This window comes from Pseudomonas californiensis (genome assembly GCF_021147775.1).
GTDB classification, from domain to species: Bacteria; Pseudomonadota; Gammaproteobacteria; order Pseudomonadales; family Pseudomonadaceae; genus Aquipseudomonas; species Aquipseudomonas californiensis.
Window position 1 is genome coordinate 175549 of the sequence record NZ_JAGTPK010000011.1, and the last position, 11880, is coordinate 187428.

Annotated in this window: 11 protein-coding genes; 6 read left to right on the forward strand and 5 right to left on the reverse strand. The window is 59.5% G+C overall.

The features are described 5' to 3' along the window. Nucleotides 1–11: 11 nt before the first annotated feature. On the forward strand, nt 12–872 hold the full coding sequence (locus KDX37_RS13335; protein WP_231653172.1) for an NAD-dependent protein deacetylase: 861 nt from the start codon (nt 12–14) through the stop codon (nt 870–872). Here KDX37_RS13335 and KDX37_RS13340 read toward each other — a convergent pair. Then, a complete protein-coding gene (locus KDX37_RS13340) occupies nt 854–3217 on the reverse strand; it encodes a DNA polymerase II (protein WP_231653173.1) in 2364 nt (787 codons plus the stop codon). The genes KDX37_RS13335 and KDX37_RS13340 overlap by 19 nt on opposite strands. 231 nt (nt 3218–3448) lie before the next feature. On the opposite strand from KDX37_RS13340, the gene KDX37_RS13345 reads away from it, so the two are divergent. Together KDX37_RS13345 and KDX37_RS13350 are read left to right on the forward strand one after the other, a co-directional pair. After that, the gene (locus tag KDX37_RS13345) at nt 3449–6028 is read left to right on the forward strand and encodes a bifunctional diguanylate cyclase/phosphodiesterase (protein ID WP_231653174.1); all 2580 of its coding nucleotides are present in this window, start codon (nt 3449–3451) and stop codon (nt 6026–6028) included. A 166-nt stretch (nt 6029–6194) separates the two neighbouring features. Next, nucleotides 6195–6635, forward strand: coding sequence for a CBS domain-containing protein (locus KDX37_RS13350; protein WP_231653175.1), 441 nt, complete (start codon nt 6195–6197; stop codon nt 6633–6635). 65 nt (nt 6636–6700) lie between these two features. On the opposite strand, the gene KDX37_RS13355 is transcribed toward KDX37_RS13350, so the two are convergent. Continuing rightward, a complete protein-coding gene (locus KDX37_RS13355; RefSeq protein WP_231653176.1) occupies nt 6701–7231 on the reverse strand; it encodes a DUF4174 domain-containing protein in 531 nt (176 codons plus the stop codon). A 138-nt stretch (nt 7232–7369) separates the two neighbouring features. Continuing rightward, a complete protein-coding gene (locus tag KDX37_RS13360) occupies nt 7370–8572 on the reverse strand; it encodes an aspartate aminotransferase family protein (protein ID WP_231653177.1) in 1203 nt (400 codons plus the stop codon). A gap of 102 nt (nt 8573–8674) precedes the next feature. Between KDX37_RS13360 and KDX37_RS13365 the strand changes: the two genes are divergently transcribed. Continuing rightward, nucleotides 8675–9580 (forward strand): LysR family transcriptional regulator, encoded by a 906-nt coding sequence (locus KDX37_RS13365; RefSeq protein ID WP_231653178.1) that lies wholly within the window; start codon nt 8675–8677, stop codon nt 9578–9580. Nucleotides 9581–9645: 65 nt separating this feature from the next. Here KDX37_RS13365 and KDX37_RS13370 read toward each other — a convergent pair whose 3' ends face one another. Continuing rightward, a complete protein-coding gene (locus KDX37_RS13370; protein WP_231653179.1) occupies nt 9646–9855 on the reverse strand; it encodes a hypothetical protein in 210 nt (69 codons plus the stop codon). Between the two features lie 437 nt (nt 9856–10292). Between KDX37_RS13370 and KDX37_RS13375 the strand changes: the two genes are divergently transcribed. Both KDX37_RS13375 and KDX37_RS13380 read left to right on the forward strand, forming a co-directional pair. After that, nucleotides 10293–10796, forward strand: a complete 504-nt coding sequence (locus tag KDX37_RS13375; RefSeq protein ID WP_231653180.1) for a GNAT family N-acetyltransferase — start codon at nt 10293–10295, stop codon at nt 10794–10796. A 45-nt stretch (nt 10797–10841) separates the two neighbouring features. Next, a complete protein-coding gene (locus KDX37_RS13380; protein WP_231653181.1) occupies nt 10842–11300 on the forward strand; it encodes a metallophosphoesterase family protein in 459 nt (152 codons plus the stop codon). 48 nt (nt 11301–11348) lie between these two features. Here KDX37_RS13380 and KDX37_RS13385 read toward each other — a convergent pair whose 3' ends face one another. Continuing rightward, nucleotides 11349–11807 (reverse strand): GNAT family N-acetyltransferase, encoded by a 459-nt coding sequence (locus KDX37_RS13385; protein WP_231653182.1) that lies wholly within the window; start codon nt 11805–11807, stop codon nt 11349–11351. Nucleotides 11808–11880: the final 73 nt, after the last annotated feature.

Here is an 11880-nt window from a genome sequence, read left to right on the forward strand (position 1 = left end):
CGAGGTTTGACATGCTGGACAGCCCAACCCGCAATATGCTCGACACTCTTGGTCAGGCGTTGGCCGAGCGGTCGTTTCTGGTCGTCACCGGGGCTGGCATAAGTACTGCGTCCGGCATCCCCGATTACCGGGACAAGGAAGGTGTTAGGCGCGGCAAGCAGCCGATGATGTATCAAGAGTTTGTCAGCAACCCTGCAGCCAGGCAGCGCTATTGGGCGCGCGCCATGCTGGGTTGGCCGCGCATTCGGACAGCCCAGCCCAACGCAGCGCATCAGGCGCTGGCGGCCCTGCAAAACCGCGAGGCAATTGCTGGTTTGATCACGCAGAACGTTGACGCGCTTCACAGCCAGGCAGGCAGTCGCGACGTTATCGAACTGCATGGCAGTCTGCACCGGGTGCTGTGCCTCGACTGCCATACCCGAAGCGACCGTGCTGCGATTCAAGAGGTAATGGTTGAGCAGAACCCTTATCTGGCGGACGTCCACGCCATACAGGCGCCCGATGGTGATACGTTGCTGGAGCCCGCCTTCGAAGCCGGTTTCAGACTGCCCACCTGCCCACATTGCAACGGCGATCGGCTAAAACCCGATGTGGTGTTCTTCGGAGAAAACGTGGCACCGGAAACCGCCGCCAAAGCGATGCTCGGCGTGAGGCAAGCTCGAGGGCTGCTGGTTGTCGGCACGTCGCTGATGGCCTGGTCGGCGTTCCGCCTGTGCCGGGCCATGGCCGAGCAATGCAAGCCGATCATTGCCATCAACTACGGCAAGACACGGGCCGACGAGTTGCTGGACATGAAGATCCAGGCGCCCTGCGAGCAGGTCCTGCCGTGGCTGGCGGAGCACTTGGAGGCGTATCAGAACAACCCCAGCTGACCGCCGATCAGAGTACTGAAGTCATCGTCCACGAACGGCAGAATGGCGTCGGCCAGTGGTTGCAGTTGGCGCGTCACATAGTGGTCGTAATCGATGGGTGCGTGACGAATTTCCAGCGGCTCGGGACCGGCGGTGGTCATCACATAGCTGATCCAGCCGCCGCTCTGATACTGGCGCGGCCGCCCTTGCTGGTCGTTGTACTCGTCGGCAATTCGCGCGGCGCGCACGTGTGGCGGCACGTTACGCTGATAATCGTCGAGCTTGCGTCGCAGGCGCTTGCGGTAGATCAGCAGATCATCCAGCTCGCCTGACAGCGTGCGTTGCACGTAATCACGCACATAGTCCTGATAGGGCTGACGTTTGAAAATGCGCAAGTACAGCTCCTGCTGGAACCGTTGTGCCAGGGGCGACCAGTCGGTGCGTACGGTTTCCAGGCCCTTGTAGACCATTTCATCGGTGCCGTCGGCGCGAGTAACCAGCCCCGCGTAACGTTTCTTGCTGCCCTCCTCTGCGCCACGCACGGTCGGCATCAGGAAGCGCCGAAAATGCGTTTCATATTGAAGTTCCAGAGCACTGTGCAGACCATATTCGCTGTGCAGATGTTCGCGCCACCATCGATTGACCTGTTCCACCAACATCTTGCCGATGTTCGCAGCTTCCTCCTGGCCATGCGGACGGCCCAGCCAGACGAAGGTCGAGTCGGTATCGCCGTAGATCACGGTGTAACCCTGCGCCTGGATGAGGTCGCGGGTCCTGAGCATGATTTCATGGCCACGCAGGGTGATGGACGACGCCAGGCGCGGGTCGAAAAACCGGCAGCCGCTGGACCCCAGCACACCATAGAAAGCGTTCATGATGATTTTCAGCGCCTGCGACAATGGCGCGTTCTTCTCGCGCTTGGCCGTTTCCCGGCCCTGCCAGACGCGCTCGACGATCGCCGGCAGGCTGTGCCGCGTGCGGGAAAAGCGCGCACCGCGAAAGCCCGGCACCGACTCGTTGTCACCCGGGTTGCGCATGCCCTCGATGAGGCCGACAGGGTCGATGAGAAAGGTACGGATAATCGACGGATAAAGGCTTTTGTAATCGAGCACCAGCACCGACTCATACAAACCGGGTTGCGAGTCCATGACGAATCCGCCAGGGCTGGCTTCCGGCAGGCGCTCACCCAGATTGGGTGCCACGAACCCTTGGCGGTGCATCAGCGGAATGTACAAATGGCAGAACGCCGCAACCGATCCACCACTGCGATCAGCAGGCAGACCGGTGACTGTGGCGCGTTCCAGCAGAAAGGTCAGCAGTTGGGTCTTGGCAAAGATCCGCGTCACCAGCTCGCAATCCTTGATGTTGTAGCGCGCCAGTGCGGGTTTGTCCTCGGCGAACATTCGGTTGATCTCGTCCATACGCTGGTAGGGCGTGTCGATGGCCTTGCCCTCGCCCAACAGGGTTTGCGCCACATATTCGAGGCTGAACGAGGGAAAGCTCCAGGTCGCAGAACGCAATGCTTCGATACCGTCAATGACCAGACGCCCGCTGACCTCGGCGAAGAAATGATTGTTGCGGCTACCATGCTCGCGCCAGCCCATGGCCTCCCCGCCGCGTCCCAGGCGCAACGGGACATTCAGGCGCTGGGCGTGTTCGTGCAGCACTCTCAGATCGAACTGCACCACGTTCCAACCAATGATCGCATCTGGGTCGTGCTCTGCCAGCCAACCGTTCAGCCGCTCCAGCAGTTGCGCGCGGGTGTCGCAGTAATCGAGCTGAAAATCCAGCGCTTCATTGCCTCCGTTTGCTGGGCCCAGCATGTACACCTGACGCTGGCCGCACCCTTCGAGCGCTATGGAATACAACTCGCCTCGGGCGGTGGTCTCGATGTCCAGCGACACCAGTTCAAGCTGCGGGCGATAATCCGGGGCGGGTCTGATCTGCGCGTCGCACAGCACACCGTCCTCGTTCGGTGTACCGCTGAATTGCACGGGCGCAGTGATGAAGCGCTCCATCAGGTAGCGCTCGGGCGGACGAATGTCAGCCTCGTAGACATCCACGTTACCTTTGCGCAGCAGTTTTTCGAGATTCATCAACTGACGATGTTGCTGGCAGTACACCCCCAGCACAGGCCGATGGCGGAAGTCGCACAGCTCAAGCGGGCGAAGCTCCACACCGCGCTCCGCACGCAACAGCGCCTGCGCACGGTCACGCTGCTCGGCCGGGACAAACGCAACGGAGGGCTGGCAGGCCAAGCGAATGTGACGAGGCCCTGCATCGGTTGCCAGCCAGAAATCGACTTGCGTGCCGGCAGGTGTGTCCTGCCAGTGCCGACTCAGGATAAAACCCTGCTGTAAATCCAACGTTGCAACCTCGTTCAAATCGTTTCAGGGGCTGATTCTACTTGGCTATGCCGGCAAAGGCCCGGCTGATGGTCGGTTCAAGAAATATTCGTCCACGCCGATAAATTCGCATAACTACCGATCAAGGACGTTTGTCAGTCGGGCAGGCACGTGATGCTTGATCAACCGTTTCCAGTTGTCGAGGGATGAGCTGCCTTTGACCCTGCGGACGCTAATGAACGTGGAACCGCAATGATAAAACCGCCCGCTCCGTTTTTTGCTCAGTCAGAGCCTATTGCCCGCAGTCGGTCCCTGGCCAAACGCACCCTCGGCTCAATGGCAGGCCTTCTGCTGACTCTGTCCGTCGTCACTGTCGGCTCGCTGTTTTATATCGCCTGGGAACTGAATCAGCAGGCCGCACGCCAGAGCCAGCGGCTGGTCGATAACATCTGGCAGTCCCGGCAGGCAGCGCTCATCAGCAATCTCAAGGACTACGCATTCTGGGGTGACGCTTACCGGCATCTGCATATCGAGGTCGACAAGGACTGGGCCTATACACGCAATAACCTTGGGGCATCGCTCTACAGTGATTTTCAGCTTGAGGGCGTGTTTGTCATCGACGCTCATAACCAGACCTCCTACGCGGTGGAGAATGGCGAGCTGACAACAACGCAGCTTCGTGACTGGATGGACGGCGACCCGATGCCGCTCGTAGAGCAGGTGCGTGACAGCGGTGACGATGCGGTGGTAACCAAGGTGCGTCATGTCCGAAACGACCCCGTCCTGCTGCTGGCTGCGCCATTGTCGACCGGTGGCGACGAAGCCGTGCAGCCCACTGCGCCGCCCCAGTCTGTGCTGGTGCTGGCCTACGTACTCACGCCTGAAAAATTGCTTGCTCTGGGGCGTCAGTACGACGTCGACGGCTTGCGTGAACCGTCCAGTATCGAAGACGCGGCGCAGTTCCCGTCGACGGAAGTCAGCCCAGGCCTGGTGCTGCGCTGGAACCCCGAGCGCCCCGGTGCAAAGCTTGTCGGTGGATTGCTGCCAGTCCTGATCGTTTTTCTGCTGACGCTTGCCTACCTCGCCCGACGTGAGGCCAAAAAAGCGCTGGCCAATGCAGAGCGCATGGACCTGCAGCTTGAGCTGCTGACCCAGAACCAGACAGCACTGGCAGCCAGCGAAGAGCGGTTTCGTAACGTGGCGGAGACAGCGTCCGACTGGGTATGGGAAACGAACGCGCAATTACGCATCACCTATCTGTCGGAGCGCTTCACACGCGTCACCGGGCATGCTTCAGAACCCTGGATCGGCCGCTACCTGACTCAACTATTGTCCTGCCCGAACCAGTCGCTGAGTGATTGGATACGCGAGGAACGACCTGCAGATGCGCGCGCTGTGTTGCGCTGCAGCCACTATTCGGTACAGGGCGCACCGCGCACCAGCGCCATTGCCGTGAGACCTATCAGGGTCAACGAGCACATCGTCGGTTATCTGGGGATCGCTTCGGACATTACCCGGGAAGTCGAGACTCAGGCACGGCTGTTTCACCTGTCCCAGCATGACGCGCTGACCGGCCTGCCCAACCGGACCCAGTTGCAGGCGTTTATCAATCGTCATCTGGATTGCGGACCTGACGCTCCGCAGGCCATGACCGTGCTGAATCTGGATCTGGACAGCTTCAAGCCGATCAATGATGTGTTTGGCCATGCTGTGGGCGATGGGGTGCTGCGCGAAGTAGCGGAGCGCCTGTCGCAGTGCCTGCCTGTGGGGGGGCTGCTGGCCAGACAAGGCGGCGACGAGTTCATCATGGTGGCCACGTCCATGACCTCCATCAGGGAAGTCGAACACCTTTGCGAACGACTGATCGAGAAGATCAGCAGACCTTTCAGCGTCAATAATCAAGAGGCATTGATGGGCCTGAGTATCGGCGTGGCGCTATGTCCTCAGCACGCAGGCGACAGTCAGAACCTGATCAGGTTTTCCGACCTCGCCTTGTATCAGGCCAAGAAAGATGGAGGCAGCACCTGGCGCCTCTATGAGCAGGACATGACAGTTCGCATCACGCAGCGGCGTGAACTGGAAAAAAATCTGCGTCTGGCGATTCGAAACGACGAGTTCAGTCTGCGCTATCAGCCCAGATACAACATCCAGAGCGGCGAGATCTCCGGCGCCGAGGCACTCATCCGTTGGGAACATCCAACCCTGGGCCTGTGCATGCCGGACCAGTTCATCGGCTTGGCCGAAGAGAACGGCCTGATCCTGTCACTCAGTGACCGGGTGTTGCACCGTGCCTGCAGCGACGCAGCTTCGTGGCCCGCCACACTCAGGGTCTCGGTGAACATTTCAGCAGTCGAGTTCCGCACGCCGGGGCTGGTTGAGCGGGTGCGCCAAGCGTTGGCCAGTACGGGCCTTGCCAGCGATCGCCTGGAGCTTGAAGTCACCGAGCGTGTAATGATCGACGACGCCCAGTCGGCCTTGAAGCTGATGACCGAGTTGAAGGCGCTGGGCATCAGGTTGTCGATGGATGATTTCGGCACCGGTTACTCGTCATTGAGCTACCTGAGGATGTTTCCGTTCGACGCGTTGAAAATTGACCGCAGCTTTATCAACGAGCTCGACAAGAGCACCCAGAGCCAATCCATTGTCCACGCCATCATTCACCTGGGCCGCTGCCTGTCGATGACCATCACTGCTGAAGGTGTGGAAACAGCTCAGCAACTGGATTGCCTGCACACGCTGGCCTGCGATGAAGCGCAAGGTTACTACCTGAATCGACCCATGCTGCTTGCCGCCTTCAATGACGCCGTGAAGGCTCAGGCCCGCGTGTCATGAGCCACACCCTTCATGCCTCGCTGAAATGCGACCATTTTCCTGCTTGCTCGAACCCGCGCAGTCTACGATTCTGTACACGGCACCGTTATCGTTCTGATACAGCGCGTGTCGACGCCAGCAGGGGCGCGTTTGCCAACCCGGCGTCCTTATCATCACGGAGAGCACCATGAAAACCGTCGCCCAGTTGCTGAAATTGAAAGATGAGCAGAACCAGCAGGTGCACACCATCGGCCCGGATCAGATGGTGCTGGACGCGCTGAGACTGATGGCAGAAAAAAACATCGGTGCCTTGCCGGTCGTCGAAAACGGCGTGGTAGTAGGTGTAGTCAGTGAGCGCGACTACGCGCGCAAGATGGTGCTTCAAGGACGCTCTTCAGTGGGTACGCCGGTCAGGGCGATCATGAGCAGCAAGGTGATTACCGTTGACCCTCAGCAAACCGTGGAAGGCTGCATGGGGATCATGACCGACAGCCACCTGCGTCACCTGCCGGTGGTGGAAAACGGTCAACTGCTGGGCCTGCTGTCGATTGGCGACCTGGTCAAGGAAGCGATAGCTGAGCAGGCCAGCCTGATCAAGCAGATGGAACAGTACATTCGCGGCGAATGAGCTGACAACGCTGATCTGACCGCCGAGCGCGCCGGCCGCACGCAAGCGACGCTCGAGGGTTTCGATCAATCGTCCAGCGTCTTGCCGGGCCCGGCCTTGCCGGGTTTGGCTGCTTTCTCGGCTGGCGCGGGTTTGGCTTGCGGCTCTGGAGCAGGCGCAGCGGCCTCCTGTTCACGCATCGGCATCTGATCGATGGTGGCGAAGATCTCTTTTGGGTCAACCGTGCCCGACTTCTCGATTTTCTTCTCTCCGTCCTTGCCGACCAGAATGACCTTGGTTTGCGCCCCGGCCCCCAGTTTCAGCTCGCGGATCAAGGCCATGGTCGATTGCGCGTCCATGGTTTTGCCATTGCGCTCTCCAATGGTATTGATCACCGTGAACAACACCATGTTGCGTTGCGCAAACGCTTCACGGTTGGCCGGCTCGTCGAGCGCTTTTTTGAGGCTGACCAGGGTCGGATCGACCGTGCTCGGCGCGATGATGATCAGGGGGCGCGACTTGCCGCGCTCCTGCGTCAGAGGGTTGTCGCTGTCGGCGGCAAACACCGGACCGGCAGCGACAAGCAGCGTGGCGAGGGTCAGAGACCGGATTAGCATGGAGGGCTCCTTTTGAATCCATGGGAGATAGTCACTGCGTGGACATCCGCAATGCCCGTCCCGTTCTACCGCAAAATCATCATGGCGGTATAGCCCAGAATAGTCCGCATGCTCAAACCTTCACCGCGAATCGTCTCCTCATGCAGACTGCTCAAGCGCTGGCAAAGCGACATCCCTTAGTACCGCAGCAATACCCTGAACGATGCTCTCAACCTCAGCCGCATCCAGTACCAGCGGCGGCAACAGGCGAATGACCTTGCCCCGCGTAACGTTTATCAACAGACGGTGATCGTGCGCCGCCAACCGGGTCAGATCGGGAATAGCGTCCTTCAGTTCGATACCAACCATCAAACCGCGACCGCGTATTTCAAGCACCTGCGGGCTATCGCCAAGCACAGCCCGCAACCGCTCAAGCAAGTGTTGCCCTTGCTGACGGGCATTATCGACGAGCCCCTGTTGCTCGATGATGTCGACGACCGTGCAACCGACCCGGCACGCCAGTGGATTGCCACCGAAGGTGCTGCCATGACTGCCGGGCGTGAAAAGCCTGGCAGCCTTGCCCCGTGCCAGACACGCACCAATGGGTACGCCATTGCCCAGCCCCTTGGCGAGCGTCATGACGTCCGGCAGGAAATTTTCATGTTGAAAGGCAAACCACTTGCCGGTACGGCCCATGCCCGTCTGTATTTCATCGAGCATGAGCAACCAGTCGCGCCGGGTACACCGATCACGCAAGGCTTTCAGGTAGCCAGCGGGCGCGACCGATACACCGCCCTCGCCCTGAATCGGCTCGACCAGCACGGCAGCAATCCGATGACCATACGTCACGCACACGTCATCGAACGCTGCCAGATCCCCGAACGGCACCTTGATGAAGTCCCCCGGGAGGGCGCTGTAACTCAAACGGACCGCCGGCCCGTCGCTGGCGGACAGCGTGCCCAGGGTACGACCGTGAAAGGCATTTTCCATCACCACCACCAGCGGTCGCTCGATGTACTTGTGCCAGCCATGCAGACGCGCCAGCTTGAGGGCGGTCTCGTTGGCTTCGGCTCCGGAATTATTGAAAAAAGCCCGATCCAGTCCGGACAGTGCGGTCAGCTTCTGCGCCAGACGTTGCTGCCAATCGATGCTGTACAAGTTGGAGGTGTGCAACAAGAGACCTGCCTGATCGCGAATCGCCTCAACCAGCACAGGGTGCGAATGGCCAACATTGGTCACTGCAACGCCTGCGACAGCGTCCAGGTATTCGCGCCCGTCCTGATCCCACAGGCGCGTACCCAAACCGCGCTCGAAGCAGAGCGACATCGGCTGGTAGGTAGTCATCAGGCAGGGGGTGGTCATGAGGTACAGCTCCTTGGGTGCAATGTGTAATTGCAGTATCGTTAGCAACCTGAGCTGGATAAACACCTGAATACTTCAATCATTTTAAAGCTGGAATTCATAATGGATTTGTTTCAGGCAATGGCCGTGTATGTGAAAGTCGTAGAAGCAGGCAGCCTGACCGGCGCTGCACAAGCCTGTTCGATTTCAACCACCATGGTCGGCAATCACTTGCGTGCACTGGAGCAGCGTCTGGGCGTCAGCCTGCTCCAGCGCACCACTCGGCGCCAGCGCCTGACCGAGTTCGGCACGGCCTATTACGAGCGCTGCCTGGAGGTGTTGGGGCTGGTGGCCGAATCTGAACAATTGGCAGAACAGGCACAAGGCGCTCCAACCGGTACGCTGCGTATCACTGCGCCACTGACATTCGGCTCGGAAGTACTGGCCCCGGCACTCTGTGAGTTTTCAAGGCGCTTTCCGGCGCTAAAGTTCGATCTGGTGCTGAGCAACCAGCGCCTGGACCTGATTGATAACGGTTTTGACGTTGCCATTCGACTGGGCAGTATTGCGCAGGCATCACCGCTGATTGCGCGCCCATTGCACGACTACACACTGACTTTATGCGCCTCGCCCGACTATCTGGCGCGATACGGCACGCCGACCAGCCCCGAGGAGTTGAGCACACATAACTGCCTGGCGTTCGCTTATCCGGTGGGCGACGACTGGAGCGATGCAGGCACCCGCTGGCGCATGAGGGGTCCCGACGGCGAGGTGCTGGTTGACGTCAACGGTTCGATGCTGATCAACACTTCATCAGGCCTGTATCAAGCCGCTCGCGCCGGGATGGGCATAGTGATGCTGCCGGATGCACTGGTGCAGCGCGATTTGCTCGATGGCAGCATGGTTGCTCTGCTGCCGGGTTATCACTTGCCGCGAAGACCCTTGAATCTGCTTTACGTGCAGGATCGTTATCGTCTGCCAAAGCTGCGCAGCTTTGTGGAATACGCGCTGCAAGTGTGGGGGCGTTGAGCACCTTGCCGCGGTGCAGACTTGTTGCATGAAAGAGGCTGCGAAGGCCAGGCGACCGCGTTTGTTCAGCGCCCCTCGACTGCTGTGTACAGGACACTGTAGTCAGGCGTCGTCTGGCTCACCGTGGCGGCTTTCGAGGTGTCCTGGCCGTTAAGCAGCATCTCGGGCGAGACTTCAATGCCGAAATGTGGAAACGGTTCCTGCGCCACCCACCCTCCTGCAGCCAGAACCAACAACAAGAACACCCCTGCAACAGGCTCTTTGGGTCCGCACATTTCCGTTCCTCCAGTCTTTTGAAAATGAAATCGCGCCGGGCGATTCATAAAGCGCGCCGACCCTCGGCGTGCCGTCCAACACTGAACCCCTCACTCACTGGCTATTCGCCTTCCTGCTTGGTGCGATGCAGCATGCGGCCTGGCCACAGCGTTTTCTTGCTGCTGAAAATACGACAGCCAACGACGGGCTGGATCGTCTCGCAAAACAAGCGAAGGGCAGAGAGGGCTGACATCGCGTAACCCACTATAAGTAAACCGAACGGTACGCTTCAGAAAAAAGATAAGCAACCTCTCTTTTCGGTATCTGCGAATGTGAATGGCTGTTTGCGCAGCGCAGCGCAGCGCACCGTTGCCAGATTGCCAGATTGCCAGACGCTGGACCCACCGCATCGTTGGCCTCTAGACTGAACGGCCACTGACTCCATGGATGAATCGAAGTGCACGCGCCCTCCTCTCAGATCATCATCGAACGGTTTGCCGAAGTTCACATCGAGGGCGTATCTGCGCTCTACAACGATCCGGCTGTCTGTCGTCAGGTCTTGCAGATGCCTTACCAGTCCATTGAAATCTGGCGCAAACGCCTGGTCGTCGACAATGAGCGACGGGTACAACTGGTGGCACAGCACGCCGACGATGTGATCGGCAATATCGGCCTTGAACAATACGCCCGCAGCCGTCAAAGCCACGTCGGAAGCATCGGCATGGGGGTCGCTGCGGCGTGGCAAGGCAAAGGGGTGGGCTCCAGAATGCTCGCCGCCGTGCTCGATGTCGCAGACAACTGGATGAACCTGCGACGTGTCGAGCTTACGGTGTTCGCCGATAACGAACCGGCGCTCGCGCTGTATCGCAAGTTCGGGTTCGACATCGAGGGGCGGCTGCGCAACTACGCAGTGCGCGATGGCGTACTGGTCGATGCGCTGAGCATGGCGCGCTTGCGCTGATAATCAGGGCGTTATCGTCCACTCCTTTCTCATATGAGGTCCGGCATGAAAATCGGCGTTATCTCCGACACCCACGGCCTGCTGCGGCCCGAAGCCATCGCTGCCATGCAAGGCTGTGAGCGCATCATTCACGCCGGTGACATCGGCGGTCCGGACATCATCGAGCAGCTTGCAGCCATTGCACCGCTGCACATCGTGCGTGGCAACAATGATCTGGATGCACCGTGGGCAACGACCATCGCCGACCATCTGCGCTTCGATCTCGACGGCTGGGGCATTCTGCTGGTACATGACATCGCCGACGTTCCAGGACTGCTGGATGGCGACGTCAGACTGATTATCACCGGACACTCCCACAAGCCCGTCATCGAATGGCGCGGCGAGCGGTTGTACCTCAATCCGGGAAGCGCCGGGCGGCGACGCTTCAAACTGCCGGTGACGCTGGCAATTCTGGACACAACACCTTCGCTACTGGAGCCGCGCCTGATCCATTTGCTGCAATAAGATTTAACAGGTGCAGACGTCACTCCTGACGCTTTGCGCAACATCGCACTAAAGCACGCGGCTCATCAACGAAAGCTCTCGTCCCCAGGCGTGCAAACGCTCACGCTCCGTCCAGCCACGTTTGGCGTAGTAGGCTTGTTGGTCCTGAGTATGCAGATACAACGTCGAAACACCGGTGCTGCGGGCGCGCATGCAGATCCCTTCGATCAACTGCGCCGCCAGCCCTCTTCCGCGCGCTTGAGGTGTCACGAAGACGCAGGCCAGCCACGGATATAAATCAGGACGATCGGACAGATCCTCACTGGCCAATGCGGCACAACCCAACAGCGTTCCCTGCTCCAGGGCGATCAGGCACTGCCAGTGACCATTGTATTGACCCTGCGAAAATTCATGCTGCCAATCGGCCAGCGATTGCTGGGCAAACTCATGGCTGAACTGTTGGTGAAGCCAGAGCGCCAGGGTGTCGCTGTGCTCCATGTGGTTGGCGAGCCAATCCAGGCTGATCATGGGCAGTCCTCGTTTGCGGTTCGTTCATGTTTGCGACACAACGATAAACCGGTGAGCCCGGCAAGGCTAACGT

Coding starts and splice junctions, on each gene's coding strand:
- KDX37_RS13335 (WP_231653172.1), top strand. CDS start 12: ATGCTGGACAGCCCAACCCGCAATATGCTCGACACTCTTGGTCAGGCG.
- KDX37_RS13345 (WP_231653174.1), top strand. CDS start 3,449: ATGATAAAACCGCCCGCTCCGTTTTTTGCTCAGTCAGAGCCTATTGCC.
- KDX37_RS13350 (WP_231653175.1), top strand. CDS start 6,195: ATGAAAACCGTCGCCCAGTTGCTGAAATTGAAAGATGAGCAGAACCAG.
- KDX37_RS13355 (WP_231653176.1), bottom strand. CDS start 7,231: ATGCTAATCCGGTCTCTGACCCTCGCCACGCTGCTTGTCGCTGCCGGT.
- KDX37_RS13360 (WP_231653177.1), bottom strand. CDS start 8,572: ATGACCACCCCCTGCCTGATGACTACCTACCAGCCGATGTCGCTCTGC.
- KDX37_RS13365 (WP_231653178.1), top strand. CDS start 8,675: ATGGATTTGTTTCAGGCAATGGCCGTGTATGTGAAAGTCGTAGAAGCA.
- KDX37_RS13370 (WP_231653179.1), bottom strand. CDS start 9,855: ATGTGCGGACCCAAAGAGCCTGTTGCAGGGGTGTTCTTGTTGTTGGTT.
- KDX37_RS13380 (WP_231653181.1), top strand. CDS start 10,842: ATGAAAATCGGCGTTATCTCCGACACCCACGGCCTGCTGCGGCCCGAA.
- KDX37_RS13385 (WP_231653182.1), bottom strand. CDS start 11,807: ATGATCAGCCTGGATTGGCTCGCCAACCACATGGAGCACAGCGACACC.